Annotated in this window: 10 protein-coding genes; 5 read left to right on the plus strand and 5 right to left on the minus strand. The window is 69.9% G+C overall.

What is annotated here, in order from left to right; genetic code table 11:
- From ACP699_RS14025 to ACP699_RS14040, 4 genes are all read right to left on the minus strand, one after another.
- The gene (locus ACP699_RS14025; RefSeq protein ID WP_127481725.1) at positions 1 to 1,125 is read right to left on the minus strand and encodes a DUF6226 family protein; all 1,125 of its coding nucleotides are present in this window, start codon (positions 1,123 to 1,125) and stop codon (positions 1 to 3) included.
- A 5-nt stretch (positions 1,126 to 1,130) separates the two neighbouring features.
- The gene (locus tag ACP699_RS14030) at positions 1,131 to 2,066 is read right to left on the minus strand and encodes a pirin family protein (protein ID WP_426171895.1); all 936 of its coding nucleotides are present in this window, start codon (positions 2,064 to 2,066) and stop codon (positions 1,131 to 1,133) included.
- Positions 2,063 to 2,407: a GNAT family N-acetyltransferase gene (locus tag ACP699_RS14035; RefSeq protein WP_151486837.1), complete on the minus strand. Its 345-nt coding sequence runs from the start codon at positions 2,405 to 2,407 to the stop codon at positions 2,063 to 2,065. The genes ACP699_RS14030 and ACP699_RS14035 overlap by 4 nt, the downstream gene beginning before the upstream one ends.
- Before the next feature lie 73 nt (positions 2,408 to 2,480).
- Positions 2,481 to 3,923, minus strand: coding sequence for an MFS transporter (locus ACP699_RS14040; RefSeq protein ID WP_017831392.1), 1,443 nt, complete (start codon positions 3,921 to 3,923; stop codon positions 2,481 to 2,483).
- A 59-nt stretch (positions 3,924 to 3,982) separates the two neighbouring features.
- On the opposite strand from ACP699_RS14040, the gene ACP699_RS14045 reads away from it, so the two are divergent.
- Positions 3,983 to 4,492, plus strand: a complete 510-nt coding sequence (locus ACP699_RS14045) for a MarR family winged helix-turn-helix transcriptional regulator (RefSeq protein ID WP_055876677.1) — start codon at positions 3,983 to 3,985, stop codon at positions 4,490 to 4,492.
- A 62-nt stretch (positions 4,493 to 4,554) separates the two neighbouring features.
- Entirely contained in the window at positions 4,555 to 6,603 is a 2,049-nt protein-coding gene (gene recQ, locus ACP699_RS14050; RefSeq protein ID WP_426171898.1) for a DNA helicase RecQ, read from the plus strand.
- Between the two features lie 39 nt (positions 6,604 to 6,642).
- Here the strand turns inward: recQ and ACP699_RS14055 are convergent, their stop codons facing one another.
- Complete coding sequence (locus ACP699_RS14055) at positions 6,643 to 7,917, minus strand: TetR/AcrR family transcriptional regulator (protein ID WP_426171900.1); 1,275 nt, start codon at positions 7,915 to 7,917, stop codon at positions 6,643 to 6,645.
- A gap of 133 nt (positions 7,918 to 8,050) precedes the next feature.
- On the opposite strand from ACP699_RS14055, the gene ACP699_RS14060 reads away from it, so the two are divergent.
- From ACP699_RS14060 to ACP699_RS14070, 3 genes are all read left to right on the plus strand, one after another.
- Positions 8,051 to 9,349 carry an MFS transporter gene (locus tag ACP699_RS14060; RefSeq protein ID WP_017831396.1) on the plus strand — a complete coding sequence of 433 codons (1,299 nt, stop codon included), beginning with the start codon at positions 8,051 to 8,053 and terminating at the stop codon, positions 9,347 to 9,349.
- Complete coding sequence (locus tag ACP699_RS14065) at positions 9,346 to 11,115, plus strand: glycoside hydrolase family 3 protein (RefSeq protein ID WP_426171903.1); 1,770 nt, start codon at positions 9,346 to 9,348, stop codon at positions 11,113 to 11,115. The genes ACP699_RS14060 and ACP699_RS14065 overlap by 4 nt, the downstream gene beginning before the upstream one ends.
- Positions 11,116 to 11,385: 270 nt before the next feature.
- Positions 11,386 to 16,596 (plus strand): choice-of-anchor G family protein, encoded by a 5,211-nt coding sequence (locus tag ACP699_RS14070; protein ID WP_426171905.1) that lies wholly within the window; start codon positions 11,386 to 11,388, stop codon positions 16,594 to 16,596.
- The last annotated feature ends 3 nt before the right edge of the window (positions 16,597 to 16,599 follow it).

Genomic DNA, 16,599 nt, shown 5'->3' on the forward strand with positions numbered 1-16,599 from the left:
TCAGACCGGCTCCGCGCGCAGCGTCCAGGCCGGCCACCAGCCATCGGGGAGACGGCCGAGAACGTCGGCGGCCTCGTCGAGACGCCTCGCGGGGATCGCCGGGTCGGGCTGGCCGCCACTGGATCGTCCGCTGCCGTCGGGGGTGTGGATCCGGGTGTGCAGCCAGCGCCGCTGTCCGACGGGGAAGACCTCCCTCAACCCTCCGGCCGCGATCGCGAGAAGGGTCTGCTCCAGGTGGTCGGCCACGCTCTCGGCGGTCTCGTCGCAGGCGTCGCAGGTGCACACGGGCGCACGGTCCCGGAACAAGGCCCCGGCTTCGATGTCGACGGACTCGGCCGACACCGTGAGGGTGATCGTCGCGCCCGTCGTGGGGCGCAGGCACATCACGCGGGCCCCCGATTCGGAGACCCGTCGGTCGACGTCGACGACGTACCAGGTCGCCAGGTGCTCGACCAGCGCGTCGACGACGGACAGCACGGGGGCGAAGCGCTCAGGATGGGAGACCCGCGAGTAGGCGTCGTCCGGCGGAGAGCCACCGGCCCAGCGGGACCCGTAGTCGATGACCCGGCCGTCGTCGTCGAGGAACTCCGGGATCGCGAGGGGCGGACGTGCGAACGCCATAGGGGCGACCACGAGGTCGACGTCGACCTCGTGGTGCGCGAGGGCACTCGACTCGAGGTCGTCGCGGTCGGCCTGGGGCCAGGAGGCGAGCATCTCTCGAAACGCCTCACGCTGCTCCGGGTGCTCCACGATCGCCCGCAGCACGCCCGCGACCGGAATCGACATGGCCGAGGTACCGACCTCAGGCTCGCTCGTCATCCGCCACCTCGCCGCGGGATGCGCCACGGCTATCGCGTTCCCCAGGAACCGCGAGGCTGCCTCCGTCATCTCGGGAGCATCGAGGAGCTCGGCGTGCGCAGCGATGAAGTCCCACAGTGCGAAGAGGTCGGTCGCGAGGACGGCGGGGTCTGCACCGGAATCGCGTGCGAAGGCCGCGAAGGGCTTGAAGCCCTCCACGAACCGCGCGGGCGCGACCGACTCGACGCTCGGCCAGATCAACGTGGCGGATGCTGTGGCGCCCGGCATCGGCGCCAGAGTGCCGGGGAAGAGGTCCGACGTCGTCATCAGGATCAGATCCGGCGTCCGCGGGGCATCAACTGCACGTCGGGCAGCGGCGGAGCGGGGATTCGAATGTCGTGACCGCCGACGATGCCGAACCGTGCCGGCTCAGCAGCGGCCGACGACTCCGCCTCCCACGCGTCGCGCGCTGCGACGATCTCCTCGTGCGTGCGGCCGGCGAAGTTCCACCACATCACGATCTCGTCCTCGAACGGCTCGCCGCCGAGCAGGAACAGCAGCGCACCCTCGTCGCTCGACACCTCCACCCCATCGCGCGAGTCGCCGAGATACAGCAGGCCGTTGCGCTCGAGCGGATGCTCTGCCACCACGGCATCGCCCTCGACCAGCATCAGCGCGTGCTCCCAGCCCGAACGCAGCGGCAGGTGCACCCGCGAGCCGGGGGAGAGCACGATCTCGGCGCCCACGATCGGGGTGTGCACGGTGGCGGGGGAACGCACCCCGGCGAACTCGCCGAGCACGACGGTGGCCTCGGCATCCGCGCCCTCGTCGGCCGGGATCGCGAGCGCGGGCAGTGCGGTGTGCCGTTCGAACCCGGGGGCACCGTGGCGCGCGGAATCCGGGAGCACCACCCAGAACTGCAGCGCATCGAGGGGGACGGGCCCGTCGCCGATCGAGTACTCCGAGTGCGAGATCCCGTTCCCCGCGGTCATCAGGTTCAGCTGCCCACGGCGCAGGTCGGCGTCGCTGCCGAGCGAGTCGCGGTGGCGGATCTCTCCGACGAGCGGCCAGGTCACCGTCTGCAGTCCGATGTGCGGATGCGGTTCGACCCGCATCTTGGTGTCGGCGGGACCGAACCGGTCGAGGAAGCACCAGGCGCCGATCGTCGGCAGGTTGCGGTGCGGCAGTGCGCGCAGCACGTTCATGCCGCGTACCCCGCCGAGCGGCACTTCGCGGGGTTCGAGGATAAGGCGGCGCTGCCCGATCATTCCGCTCGGCCCGTCGGGTCCTCACCTGCGGATCCGGCGGGGGCGGACGGGGGCTTCGGCCAGCGGATCTCCGCGCCCGGCACCTCGTGGGTCTCGAGGTACTTCGCGATGTACGGGCACAGCGGCACGATCGCATCACCACGCTCCGCCGCATCCGCCAGAGCGGCCGATGCGAGCTTTCCCGCCAGTCCCTGCCCCTGGAATGCCGGGTCGATCTCGGTGTGGGTGAAGCGGATGGATCCGGGGCGCAGATCGAACGCCGCGAAGCCCGCGAGCACGTCGTCGGAGCGGAGCTCGTAGCGCGATTCTTCGTCGTTGCGGGTCACGGTGATCTCGGTCATCGGGTGCTCCTTCGAACGGGGTGCCTCCAACCTACGCCCGCCGGAAGCGCCTTGGTCGCTCCCGGGTGACGAGTCAGTGCGCCGTCTCCTCGACTGCTGCGGCGTGTGCGTCGTCGCGGCTCTTCTTCGGGAAGAGGAAGGTCAGGGCGAGGAAGGCGATCAGCATCAACGCGGGCACGATGAGCGTCTGCTGGTAGGCCTGCGAAGGGGTGCCGGATGCTGCGGCATCGAAGAAGACCGACGCGAAGATCGCCACACCGACCGCGCTCGCGATCGCCTGCACCGCGGTGAGGACGCCGGAGGCGGAACCGATCTCCTCATCTTTCACCGCCGCGAGGATCGTGCTGAACAGGGCGGCGATGATCGCGCCGCCGCCGACGCCGAAGAGGGCGATGCCGGGGACGATGGTCCAGATGGTGAAGTCGCCCGGCTGCTCCAGCTCGAGCCAGAGGAGCGCGGCGCCCAGCAGCTGGGTCACCGCCCCGAGCTGCAGCACGGATCGGCCGATCTTCTCGGCGAGCCACGCGCCGCTGACCGCACCGCCGACCGCAGAGCCGAGCGCGAGGGGGAGGTTGCTCAGCCCGGCCTCCCCGGCGCTGAAGCCGTTGCCGACCTGCAGGAACAGGGTCAGCACGAGCTGTGTACCGGTGAGGCTGCTGAAGAAGAGGGCGATGCCCACGAGTCCGAAGGTGTACGCGCGACGGGTGAACATGGTCGCCGTGACGAGGGGCACGCCCCCACGGGCGAGCAGCTGCCGCTGCTGCCAGCCGAACATCACGAACCCGCCCAGCCCTGCGGCCACGCATGCCCAGGCCCACAGCGGCCACTCCAGCTCGGGGCCGAAGGTCAGGCCGAGGACGAGGATGCCGGAGGAGGCGACGATGACGGTGGCGCCGAGGAGGTCGATGCGGACGGCTCGATCGCCGGATCGTCGCGGCAGGATGCGCCATGCGACGGCCAGGGCGATGATTCCGATCGGGATGTTCACGAGGAAGACCGAGCGCCATCCGAGACCGAGGATGTCGGCCTCGATGAGTCCGCCGCCGATGATCGGGCCCAGGATGCCGCCCAGGCCGAGTGCCGGGCCGAAGATGCCGAAGGCGACCGCGAGTTCGGCACCCGAGAGGTTCTCGCGCAGCAGTCCGAGGCCCTGGGGGAGCAGCAGTGCGCCGGCGGCGCCCTGGATCAGGCGGAACGCGATCAGCAGTTCGGCGGTCGGGGCGAGGGAGCACAGCAGGGAGGCGATCGTGAAGGCGGTGAGCCCGAGGAGGAACATCCGTCGACGTCCGAAGCGATCGCCCAGACGGCCGCCGAGGATCAACCCGGCTCCCAGCGCGAGCGCGTAGCCGCCGATCACCCACTGCAGGCCCAGGGCGTTCGTTCCCAGCGATGCCTCCAGGGACGGGCCGGCGACGTTGACGATCGTCGCATCGAGCATGTCCATGACCTCGGCAGCCAGCATCACCCCCAGAATCGCCCAACGCCAGCGGTATGGGGCCTCGGTCACGTCGCTCATGTCATCTCAATTCTTGATTATCAATCAAATTAGCAATATGGAGTATTACCATTGCGGGCATGGATGTCAAACGAGCCGAGCGGGTGTCGAAAGCCGCTTCGGGGTACGACCCGTCGCGTCGGCACGACGCCGGCGAGATCGATGACGGCGACATCCGGTCCCGTGTGCAGCAGCTCACGATGCGACAGCAGCGTTTCGAACGGTCGGTCGCGAAGCAGCTCGAACTCGATGCCCCGGGTCTCGAGGTGCTCGACCATCTGATCTCGCGCGGACCCGCGACGCCCACCGAGCTGGCGCATCGCATCGAGATCTCGACCGCGGCCATGACCCTCGTCCTCAACCGTCTCGAAGACCGCGGTCATGTGCGCCGAGATCGTCACCCTTCCGACGGGCGCAAACTCATCGTGACCGCCTCCGAAGATGCCGCTGCCGATGCTGAGCGCCTCGTGGCGCCGCTGATCGACGAGGTCGAGGCGCAGATCGCGGCCATGAGCGCCCAGGAACGGGCGACGGTCGCGACCTTCCTCGATGGCCTCATCGGCGCCTACGATCGGTCGACCCTGAGCTGATCGCGCCCCTCGTCTGTGGAGGACGCGCCGCCCGCGTCGGCGGGGGTGGTTACGCTGGAGGGATGCCGCAGACTCCCCGTGACCCGTACGCGGATCTGCCGTACGCCGACGAGCCCTACGACGACGGGTGGGAGTCGTCCGTCCCGCCGGAGCCGATGGATTGGGAGCCGCAGGGCGCGGGCTTCGAGCCCCCGCTCGACTGGGGGCAGGGACCGGTCACCCCGGTGGCTCCGCGGTCTGCCGCGGCCGCGCCGTCGGCTGTGCGCACCGCCGCCCCGAGCCGCTATCCGACCGCGCGCGAGGCGCTGCACACGGTCTTCGGGTACGACGAGTTCCGCGGCGATCAGGCCGACATCGTCGAGCAGGTCATCGCGGGCGGCGACGCCGTCGTGCTGATGCCGACCGGTGGCGGAAAGAGCATCACGTACCAGGTGCCGGCTCTCGTGCGCGAGGGCACCGGGCTCGTGATCAGCCCGTTGATCGCGCTCATGCACGACCAGGTCGATGCGCTGCGAGCCAACGGCGTCAACGCCGCCTATCTCAACTCCACGCAGGCCATCGATGAGCGTCGCGAGGTCGAGAGGGCGTACATCGCCGGCGAGCTCGACCTCATCTACGTCGCACCGGAGCGTCTTTCCAGCGCGCAGACCACTGCTCTTCTTCAGCGCGGAACGCTCAGCGTGATCGCGATCGACGAGGCGCACTGCGTGTCGCAGTGGGGTCACGACTTCCGCCCCGACTACCTCGCCTTGGGCGACTTGGGCGAGCGGTTCCCCGGAGTGCCGCGCATGGCTCTCACGGCCACGGCGACCGCGGCGACGCACAAGGAGATCACCGAGCGACTGCAGCTCGGCGCCGCGAAGCACTTCGTCGCGAGCTTCGACCGCCCGAACATCCAGTATCGGATCGTGCCCAAGGTCGACCCGCGCAAGCAGCTGGTCGCGTTCATCAGATCCCAGACGCCGGCGAGCGACGACGGCGCGCAGCCCGCGGGCATCGTGTACGCGCTCAGCCGCAAGTCGGTCGAGCAGACGGCGACCTACCTCGCCGCGCAGGGGCTCGATGCGCTGCCGTACCACGCGGGTCTGCCCGCCGAGGTGCGGGCGGCGAACCAGGCGCGCTTCCTTCGCGAAGACGGCGTGGTCATGGTCGCCACGATCGCTTTCGGCATGGGCATCGACAAGCCCGACGTGCGCTTCGTCGCGCACATCGACCTGCCGAAGTCGGTCGAGGGTTACTACCAGGAGACCGGTCGCGCTGGTCGCGATGGCGAGCCCTCTGTGGCCTGGATGGCGTACGGCCTCGGCGACGTCGTGCAGCAGCGCAGGCTCATCGACCAGAGCCCCGGCGACCGCACGTTCAAGATGCGGATGGGTCAGCACCTCGACGCCATGCTCGCCCTGTGCGAGACCGTGGAGTGCCGACGCCAGAACCTTCTCGGCTATTTCGGTCAGGAGTCGCAGCCGTGCGGCAACTGCGACACGTGCCTGGAAGACACCGAGACGTTCGACGGCCTCGTCCCCGCGCAGAAGCTGCTCTCGACGATCGTGCGGCTCAAGCGCGAGCGCAATCAGGCGTTCGGCGCCGGGCATCTGATCGACATCCTCCGCGGGGCCTCGACCGAGCGCATCCGGCAGCAGGGCCACGACAAGCTCGCCACCTACGGCATCGGCAACGACCTCTCCGACCAGGACTGGAGAAGTGTCGTGCGGCAGCTCCTCGCTCGCGGCATCGTGGTCGCGCAGGGAGACTACGGCACTCTCGCGCCCGGAGAGCAGGCGGCAGGTGTGCTCCGAGGGGAGACGGCCGTGCCGTTGCGCAAGGACACGATCGGGCGCCCCACCTCCTCCGGCCGTGCTCGCAAGGCCAGTGCCGCCGACGCCTTGGACGCGGGGGATCGCGGACTCTTCGAAGCACTGCGCGCCTGGCGGGCCGAGACTGCGCGCGAGCAGGGCGTTCCCGCGTACATCGTCTTCGGCGATGCCACCCTCCGTGCGCTCGCCGAGCATCGTCCGGCCTCCCTCGCCGACCTCGACGGCATCACCGGCATCGGGGCGAAGAAGCGCGAGGCCTACGGCGAGGGCGTGCTGGCGGTCATCGCCGCCGCCTGATCCGACGCGGAGTCAGCGCTTGATCCGAGGCCGCAGCACTCAGCGCGGAGGCAGCACGTCGTCGAGGTGGGCGCGCAGGTGCGTGGCGATGTCGAGCCGCTCCCTGTCGTACAGCCACTGGTACTGCAGTCCGTCCCACATCGCGATGAGCCACGTGGCTTCGTGCACCGGGTCGCGATCCGTCGGCAGGTCGCCGTCGACCTGGGCGAGGCGGAAGAGCTCGGTGAAGTACTCCAGCGCGTTCGCGAACCGCGTCGCGAAGTAGTCGTGCGCGGGGTGGGCGGCGGGAACCGCCTCGCAGGACAGCACCGCATACACCTCGATCAGGCCCGGCTCATCCTGTGAGCTCCGCGCGGCGCCATCGGGGATGCTGCGGAGCACTTCTCCGGCGGACGCTGCGCCGGTGAACCCCTGGTTCTCGTTGATGGCGCTGTCCCGTTCGGTGAGGACGGCGCTGAGCAGCAGCTCCTTCGACGGGTAGTGGTGCAGCAGGGTCGACTTCGACACCCCGACCGCGGTGGCGATGTCCTGCAGGCTGGTGTCGCCGTAGCCGTCGCGTGCGAACAGGCGCGTCGCATCGGCGAGGATCTGCGTGCGGCGGCGACGGCCGACCGCATAACCGGGTTCGGTGTCCGGCGTCGCCGTCGTGCGCAGCTCGGGCAGGGGGCCGGCGGCGTCCGCGTCGGATGAGGGGTCGTCGTCGGGATCGCGCCATGCGACCGGCAGCGCCCAGAGGTTCTCGCGTTCCTCGAGCATCTCCACCACGTCGACTCGATCCGGAAGGTACTGCGAGAGCAGTTGCAGGCCGTCCCACCCGGCCGTATGCCTAACGGTCTCGCCGTCGACGTCGCGATCAGCCGCGATGACTCCGTGGTACTTCGCGTCTTCCAGGACGTCGACGCTCAGCGAGCGCAGCCGGCAGTAGCGCTCACGCATCCGCGCGTGCGCGGGGTGACCGGCGGCCGAGGCCTCGCCGGTGAGCGCCGCGAACAGCTCGAGGTAGCCCGGAGTGCGTGCGTTTCGCTCGGCGATGCTGGAGAAGACCAGCTCGCCGGGTTCGGCAGCCGCCGCGATCGCGCTGAACACGCTCTCGTTGTCGGCTTCCAGTGCGGCGACGACCTCGCCGAGAAGGTCGTCCTTCGAGGCGAAATGGCCCAGCAGGCCCGGGTGGCTGACGGCGGCGGCGGCGGCGATGTCGCGGAGGGATGTCGACCGATAGCCGTGTGCGACGAACAGGTCGTGCGCAGCAGACAGGATGCGCTGGCGCGTGGCGGCAGCGCGGGCATGTCGCGAGCCGGTCGCTTTGGTCGTCATCGCATCCTCCTTGTGCATCCTATCCTCGCTCATTACCAAGCGGTCTGGTTTCAGTTACCAACCGGTCGAGATTGGTGTATGGTCAACCCAGAACCGCGTCACCGAAGACGTGCGGTGAATCGAAAGGACTGTCATGACAGAGTTGTCATCCGCCGCTTCCGCGGCCGCGGTCGGCACCACCGGGTTCAAGGCCCCGGGGACCACGCCGCTGAAGACCCCGCGCGGGTACACGCCGGGCCTCGCCGCCGTGAACTTCGGCGTCTACCTGGCCCTGCTCACCCCGGTCATGGTGTCGATGGCGTTCAAGGTCCAGCACATCGACCCCGTGAACACCGAGGGCAGCCTCGGGCTCGTGATGGGCGTCGGCGCGATCTTCGCCCTCATCGCGAACCCGCTCGTCGGTCGGCTCTCCGACCGCACCACGTCGCGCTGGGGCATGCGTCGTCCGTGGATCCTCGGTGGTGCGATCATCGGCCTCGGCGGCTTCGTCCTCATCGGGTCGGCGACCTCGGTGTGGATGGTCCTGCTCGCCTGGTGCCTCGTGCAGACCGCGATGAACGCCGTGCTCGCCGCCGCCAATGCGACCCTGCCCGATCAGGTACCGGTCACCAGCCGCGGCAAGGTTTCCGGCATCATCGGCATCACGACTCCGATCGGCATCCTCGCCGGGAGTTTCCTGGTGAACTTCCTCCCCGGTGACTTCGAGCGCTTCGTCGTTCCCGGCGTGATCGCGCTGATCCTCGTGATCGTGTTCGTCCTGACCCTCAAGGACCGGCGTCTCACCGAGAAGCCCGCAGAGAAGTTCACCGTCGCGATGTTCTTCGGCTCGTTCGTGTTCAACCCGCGTAAGCACCCCGACTTCGGCTGGACCTGGCTCACCAAGTTCTTCGTGATGTTCGGATACGCCGGCATCGCCACGTTCCTGCCGCTCTACCTCGTCACCAAGTTCGGGCTCGACGAGCAGGGTGCCGTCGGCGTCATCCTCGCCGCCAACCTGGCCTCGATGGCGGCGATGGCGATCTCTTCCCCGCTCGGTGGATTCCTCTCCGACAAGATCGGCAAGCGTCGCCCGTTCGTCGCCATCGCCGGGATCGTCATGGTCGTCGGCCTGGTCATCCTCGCGATCGCTCCCGATGTCACGACCGTCATCATCGCGCAGTCGATCATCGGTCTGGGTGCCGGCTCCTTCCTCTCCGTCGACCTCGCCCTCGCGACCGAGGTGCTGCCCAACCCCGACGACGTGGCGAAAGACCTCGGTGTGCTGAACATCGCCAACGCCCTTCCGCAGTCGATCGCCCCGGCCATCGCCCCCGGCATCATCGCGCTGGGAGCGGCCACCCCGCTCGGCGGCTACACCACCTGGTACCTGTTCGGTGCGCTCGTCGCGCTCGCCGGCGCCGTTCTCGTCTACCGCATCAAGGGAGTCAAGTGACCATCTCCGACACCACGGCCACATCCATCGTCCGCCCCTGGCTGGACGCCGATCTGCCCGTCGACGAACGCGTGCAGCTGCTCCTCGACGCCATGACGATCGAGGAGAAGGCGGGGCTGTTCTTCCACACGATGATCGCGATCGGCGATCTCGAAGAGCCGAACCCCGTCTTCGCGACTCCGTCGGCCCGCGAGTTCCTCGAGACCAAGCGGATGACCCACTTCAACCTGCTCGGCGCCGCGCCCACCGGGCGGGAGATCGCGGCGTGGCAGAACGCGCTGCAGCGCCTGGCGGCATCCACCCGCCTCGGCATCCCCGTGACGCTGTCGACCGATCCGCGCCACTCGTTCAGTGAGAACCCCGGGGCCTCGATCCTCGCCGGCCCCTTCTCGCAGTGGCCCGAGACCCTCGGCCTCGCGGCGACCCGCGATGAGGCACTGGTCGAGCGCTTCGCCGATATCGCCCGTCAGGAGTACACGGCGGTCGGGCTGCGCGTGGCCCTGCACCCCCAGGTCGACCTTGCGACGGAGCCGCGGTGGGCCCGGCAGACGGCGACCTTCGGTGAGGATGCAGAGCTGTCGGGCAGGCTCGGCGCGGCCTACATCCGCGGCTTCCAGGGCGCATCGTTCGGCCCTGGCTCGGTGTCGACCATGACCAAGCACTTCCCCGGAGGGGGGCCGCAGAAGGACGGAGAGGACCCGCACTTCCCCTACGGTCGTGAGCAGGTCTACCCTGGCGGCGAGTTCGAGCTTCACCTGAAGCCGTTCGAAGACGCGCTCGCCGCGGGCACCCGGCAGATGATGCCGTACTACGGGATGCCCGTCGGCACGGAGTACGAGGAGGTGGGATTCGGGTTCAACAAGTCCGTGATCACCGGCCTGCTGCGTGAGCGGTACCGCTTCGACGGTGTCGTGTGCACCGACTGGGGTCTGATCAGCGACTCCGAGATCTTCGGTCAGCCCTTCCCTGCACGTGCTTGGGGTGTGGAGCACCTCACGCCGCGCGAGCGCATGAAGAAGGTGCTGGACGCCGGCGCCGATCAGTTCGGCGGTGAGGCGAATCCGGAACTCCTGCTCGAGCTCGTCGCCGAGGGCGAGGTGACCGAGGCCCGTCTCGACGTCTCGGCGCGACGCATCCTGCGCGAGAAGTTCGAGCTCGGTCTGTTCGAGAACCCGTACGTCGACGAGGACGCGGCCGACGACATCGTCGGGCGCGCGGAGTTCCGTGCCGCGGGGGAGGACGCCCAGCGCGCCTCGATCACGGTGCTCTCGAACGACGGTGCTCTGCCCTTCGCGCGCGGCCGAAAGCTCTACGTCGAGGGCATCGACGCCGAGGTCGCAGCATCCTTCGGGGAGGTCGTGGAGACGCCGGGCGAGGCCGATCTGGCGATCATCCGCCTGCACGCCCCGTTCGAGGAGCGCGAGACGATGTTCGAGAACTTCTTCCACGCCGGCTCCCTCGCGTTCTCGGAGCAGGTGGTCGCGCATGTGCGCGAGGTCGCGGACGCCGTGCCGACCGTTGTCGACGTGCTCGCCGATCGTCCGCCGATCCTGACGCCGATCGTGGAAGCTGCCGCCGCGGTGACCGTGAACTGGGGTGCTTCGGGTGCGGCGCTGCTCGATGTGCTCAGCGGCGCGTTCCCCGCGCAGGGCGCGCTGCCGTTCGACCTGCCGCGGTCGATGGCCGCGGTCGAGGCTTCGCGTCCCGACGTGCCGTTCGACACCGCTGATCCGCTGTTCCGCTTCGGCCACGGGCTTTCGCTCTGACCGTTTCCGATCTGGAACCGCCCCGCAGACCCCCGGTCCGCGGGGCGGTTTCTTCGTCTCCGAGGTCGTGACGGCGGTGCCCTGTCTCGCCGCACGCATCCTCGGGGGCGCAATGTCTCGCAGGATGCCGGAATCAGGACGATTTCTGGACGAATGCTGGACATCCCCTTTGCGATCCCGTAAGAATGGGCGCAACATCGCTCGGCCGACTGAAGTCGACCCGTGGGGGGGCCATGTGACGCGGAAGATCGCATCACACGGGAGTAGCGGATGGAAATGCAGGAGAGGGTTCTGCGGCGACGCAGAGCAGTTGGAGGAGGCATCGCCGGCGTCACCGTCGGCGCGGTGATCCTCGCGAGTGCGCTGGTGCCGACTGCGGCGAATGCGCTGGACACGGCGAATCCGAACGATCCGGCAGTCGCGCAGGGGCAGATCATCCAGCTGCCCGCCGCTCTGCTCGGGGGCCTGGACATCGCGGCTCTCGGTCACACGCTCACCAGCAACCCCGCAGCCCCGGGCTCTGAGCTCGGCGGGCTGGACGTGGGTCTGCTCGAGGCGCTCAACATCGACGTCGGCACCCTGAACGTGCCGCTGCTGACCGACGGCACCGGGCCGGGTCTGCTGCGGCTCGGCGATCTGGGTGCGGCGCAGAGCTTCAGCTCGTCGCCGACGCAGACGCAGTCGATCGCGTCGTCGGGCACGATCACCACGGGCGGGGCGATCGACACGGGCGCCATCGACGGCGGTGTGAATCCCGGCACGCTCGAGCTCACCGACCTCTTCGACCAGCTCGCCGTCGCCGGCCTCACCGACGCGGTCCTCGATCAGGCCTCGGTCGGCATCGGTGCCCTCGCGTCGCGCGCCGAATCGAACGCTGCGGCGGCCACATCTCAGTACCGCATCGCGGATCTGAACCTCGACCTGCACAGCAACCTGGTCGCCGGGCTGTCGGGAACGCTGGCCTCGGCGATCCAGGGCACCGTCACTCCGGTGAGCGATCTCGCAGGCCCCGGTGGAGCGCTGACCGCTCTCGTCACGACCCTCGTCAGCACGATCAACGCGATCCCCGATGTGCCGCTGCTCGCAGCCTTCACCGCGACCGGAGGAACGGTCGGGATCGCCGGACTCGACACGGTAGGACAGACCGTGACCACCCAAGTGCTGGAGACCCCGATCGAGAACACGACGGGATCGGTGCTCGTCGACCTGAGCACCGGGACGGTCTCCGTCGATCTCGCCAAGATCCTCGTCGAGACCGGCGCAGGAGCGAACCTCAACACCCTGCCGGCGAACACCCCGGTGCTCTCGGCCACGACCATCTCCGCGATCCAGCAGGGGGTCACCTCCGCGCTGACGGGTACGCACCCGAACAGCCTCAACGGCAAGGTCTCCACGATCCTGAAGTCCACGCTCGACGCGCTCCAGGTGACGCTGACGGTCGGCGTCGACCTCACTGTTCCGCTCACCGGAACGGCACTGGTGTCGGGGGATGTGACGGTCAAGGGCTCGCTGGCGCAGTTCGCCGGCACCGCGACCCCCGTGCCCACGGTCACGACGGACATCACGCTCGCCGGCCTCAACATCGGCGTCCTCCTCGACCCGGTGGTCTCGGCCGTCACGAATGCGGTCGCCACCACGACGGGTCCGCTCGTGAACACCGCCCTGAACAGCGTGATCCCGCTCGTGCAGCCGGCGCTCGCCGCGTTGACGGGCCCTGTGCTCACGACGCTCGATCCTGTGCTCCAGGGCGTGCTCTCCGATCTCGTCGACATCACGATCAACGAGCAGCCCGCCACGGGGGACATCCCCGGAGACAGCTTCACGGTGCGCGCCCTCGCGGTGAACCTGCTCCCTGCGGTCGGCGGCGGAGTCTCCCTCGACCTCGGGTCTTCGACGGTGAAGTCTGCGGCTGCGGCCGTCGCGGCGATCGATGCGGCTACCACGGTGCAGGCGGGAACAAGCCTTCCCGTCACCGGATCCGGCTGGCCTGCGAACACCCAGGTCTCGGTGCAGGTGACGACTCCCGGTGGAGGGATCGTCAACGACCCGTTGCCGGTGACGACAGATATCAACGGAGCCTTCACCTTCGGCTACGGGATCCCCGCTGCGACACCTCCCGGCGCGGGCTACATCGTCACCGCGACCGACGGCACGAGCACTGCAACGGACACCACCGAGGTCACCGCAGCAGCAGCGGTCGATGCCGCACCGGCTGTGCAGGCGGGCACGAACCTCGGCATCTCCGGAACCAACTGGCCCGCGAACACCCAGGTGTCGGTGCAGCTGCAGGCGCCGGGAGGCGGCGCGAACATCGGCGGTCCCGAGCTGGTGACCACCGACGCCGCGGGGACCTTCACCCTCGACTACCCCGTCCCAGCGGGAACCCCGGCCGCCACCGGCTATGAGGTGACGGCCACGGCGGGTACGCAGACCGCCACCGATACCACCGAGGTGACCGACGCTCCGGTCGCGGCGATCGATGCGGCCGCGACGGTGCAGGCGGGGACGAGTCTTCCGGTCGCAGGATCCAACTGGCCGGCGAACACCGAGGTGTCGGTGCAGCTGACCGCTCCCGGCGGCGGCGCGGACATCGGCGGCCCTGAGACGGTCACGACCGATGGGTCCGGTGCGTTCACGCTCGACTATCCGGTGCCGGCGTCTGCGACACCGGGTGCCGCCTACACCGTGACCGCGACGGCCGGAGCCGTCACGGCGATCGATACGACCGAGGTGACCGCCGCGGTGGCGATCGACGCGGCGGCGACGGTGCAGGCGGGAACGACGCTCCCTGTCACGGGATCGAACTGGCCGGCGAACACCGAGGTGTCGGTGCAGCTGACGGCTCCCGGTGGCGGCGCGGACATCGGCGGCCCTGAGACGGTCACCACCGATGGCACCGGTGCGTTCACGCTCGACTATCCGGTGCCCGCCTCGGCCACACCCGGCACCGGCTACACGGTGACGGCGACCGTCGGCGCCCAGACGGCCACGGACACGACCGAGGTGACCGCCGCGGTCGCGATCGACGCGGCGGCGACGGTGCAGGCGGGGACGAGTCTCCCTGTCACGGGATCGAACTGGCCGGCGAACACCGAGGTGTCGGTGCAGCTGACCGCTCCCGGTGGCGGCGCGGACATCGGCGGCCCTGAGACGGTCACCACCGATGGCACCGGTGCGTTCACGCTCGACTACCCGGTGCCCGGATCGGCCACACCCGGCACCGGCTACACGGTGACGGCGACCGTCGGCGCCCAGACGGCTTCCGACACGACCGAGGTGACGGCCGCGGCGACCGTGGATGCGGCGGCGACGGTGCAGGCGGGCAGCGACCTGGCCGTATCCGGCACCAACTGGCCGGCCGACACCGATGTGATCGTGCAGCTCTCGGCACCGGGAGGCGGGGCCATCGGTACACCGCAGACGGTGACGACGGGCGGGCTCGGCGCGTTCACGCTCGACTACCCGGTGCCGGCCGGTACTCCCGCGGGAACCGGGTACACGGTCACGGCCTCGGCCGGCGCTCAGACCGCGACCGACACGACAGAGGTCACTGCGGCTCCGGTCGTCGTCGATGCGGCGGCGACGGTTGCTGCGGGCACCAACCTCGCCGTCACCGGCACCGGGTGGCCGGTGAGCACCTCGGTCTCGTTGCAGCTGACCGCTCCCGGCGGTGGTGCGGACGTCGGTGGTCCGGTGACGGTGACCACCGACGCGTCCGGGGCCTTCGCGGCGAACTATCCGGTGCCCATCGACACCACCCTGGGTACGGGCTACACGCTCACGGCGACCGCGGGTGCGGTCACCGGCTCGGACACCACCGAGGTGACCGCGGGCGATCCCGGCGATGTCAACACCAACGCGGCGGCCTCGGCCTCGGCGTCGGCCGATGCGACCGCCGACGGCGATCCCTCGGCCCAGGCAGCTGCGGAAGCCGCTGCTCTCGCTGATGCGACCTCCACCGCATCGGCGGCGGCGACGGCCGATGCCACCTCCGCCGCGGAATCCGCGGCGACGACCACGGCGTCCACGACGGCATCGACCGACGCGACGTCGACGGCCAACGCCGCAGCGGCTGTCGCTGCCCAGGCCGCGGCCCAGGCAGACGCCTCGAGCGACGTGAATGCCGCGGCTTCGACAGCAGCCGATTCGAACTCCGCGGCATCGTCCGAATCCGCAGCGACGGCGACATCCTCGGCGGACGCGTCGTCGGAGGCCGCGGCCAACGCGAACGCGGCGGCCTCGGCATCCGCTTCGGCCAATGCCGACGCCTCCACCGCTGCGGTCGCCGAAGCCTCCGCGCAGGCGGCGGCCTTCTCCGACGCGACGGCGGAGGGATCGGCTGCAGCGGATCCGGCAGCCGAGGCGGCATCGGAGGCCGCGGCGACGGCGACCTCGTCCACGGCGGCGACCGCGGATGCCACCTCCGAGGCGAACGCCGGTGCGGCGATCGCCGCGCAGGCGGCAGCACTGGCCGACGCCACGACGGACACGGCGGCCGAAGCCTCGGCCACGGACGATGCCAGCACGAGTGCAGCGGCGAACGCGAGCGCAGCGGCGATCGCGAGCGCCTCGACCGATGCCTCCTCGGATGCGGTCGGCTCGGCGGACGCCTCGGCGGAGATCAACACGAACGCCTCGGCATCGGCCTCGGCGTCTGCCCAGGCGGATGATGACAGCAACGCCTCGGTCGAGGCAGCCGCTGTGGCTGCGGCACTCGCCGACGCGACCAGCCAGGCATCCGCCGCGGCGGACGTGTCGGCCAGCGCCGCGGCCCAGGCCGCAGCGACCACCGATGCCTCCACGGATGCCTCCACCACGGCCACCACGGCGGCGAACGCCTCGGCAGCGGCCGCGGCTCAGGCGGCGGCGCAGAACGATGCGACCTCGACGAGCGCGGCCGACGCCTCGGCCTCGGCCGATGCGGATCCGAACGCCTCGGCGGCAGCGGCGGCGAACGCGTCGTCTTCGGCCACGGCCTCGGCGTCGGCTGCGGCGGACTCCTCTGCCGAAGCCACGGCTGCGGCCTCCGCAACCGCCTCCGCCACTGCCACTGCCAGCTCCTCGGCGGATGCGGCGGCCGATCCCACCGGGAACATCGCCATCACGATCAAGTCCCCTGTGCTGGAGCGCGGCAAGCAGCAGACCGCAGTCGGCACGGGCTTCACGCCCGGAGAGACGGTCACCGGTGTGATGACCTCCGACCCGCTCGCGCTGGGCAGCCAGGTCGCGAACGCCCAGGGCACGGTCACCTTCACCTGGACGGTCCCCACGGCCACCGATCTGGGGACCCACACCGTGACACTGACCGGGGCGACCTCCGGCAGTGTGTCGGCGACGTTCCAGCTGGTGGCATCGGGCCTGGCCACGACCGGCGGGCAGCTCCAGAGCGGGTGGATCGCGCTGGCCGCGCTGCTCCTCACGCTCGGGCTGGGGACGATGAGACTCGCGAGATCCCGCCGGCCCCTGGTTCAGACGGAGTAGATC

The sequence above is a fragment of the Microbacterium sp. DWRC1-3 genome (assembly GCF_049896645.1).
GTDB classification, from domain to species: domain Bacteria; phylum Actinomycetota; class Actinomycetes; order Actinomycetales; family Microbacteriaceae; genus Microbacterium; species Microbacterium maritypicum.

What these genes read in the sequence shown, in the direction of transcription:
- ACP699_RS14025 (WP_127481725.1), bottom strand. Translation starts at nt 1,125, where the DNA reads ATGACGACGTCGGACCTCTTCCCCGGCACTCTGGCGCCGATGCCGGGC.
- ACP699_RS14030 (WP_426171895.1), bottom strand. Translation starts at nt 2,066, where the DNA reads ATGATCGGGCAGCGCCGCCTTATCCTCGAACCCCGCGAAGTGCCGCTC.
- ACP699_RS14035 (WP_151486837.1), bottom strand. Translation starts at nt 2,407, where the DNA reads ATGACCGAGATCACCGTGACCCGCAACGACGAAGAATCGCGCTACGAG.
- ACP699_RS14040 (WP_017831392.1), bottom strand. Translation starts at nt 3,923, where the DNA reads ATGAGCGACGTGACCGAGGCCCCATACCGCTGGCGTTGGGCGATTCTG.
- ACP699_RS14045 (WP_055876677.1), top strand. Translation starts at nt 3,983, where the DNA reads ATGGATGTCAAACGAGCCGAGCGGGTGTCGAAAGCCGCTTCGGGGTAC.
- recQ (WP_426171898.1), top strand. Translation starts at nt 4,555, where the DNA reads ATGCCGCAGACTCCCCGTGACCCGTACGCGGATCTGCCGTACGCCGAC.
- ACP699_RS14055 (WP_426171900.1), bottom strand. Translation starts at nt 7,917, where the DNA reads ATGACGACCAAAGCGACCGGCTCGCGACATGCCCGCGCTGCCGCCACG.
- ACP699_RS14060 (WP_017831396.1), top strand. Translation starts at nt 8,051, where the DNA reads ATGACAGAGTTGTCATCCGCCGCTTCCGCGGCCGCGGTCGGCACCACC.
- ACP699_RS14070 (WP_426171905.1), top strand. Translation starts at nt 11,386, where the DNA reads ATGGAAATGCAGGAGAGGGTTCTGCGGCGACGCAGAGCAGTTGGAGGA.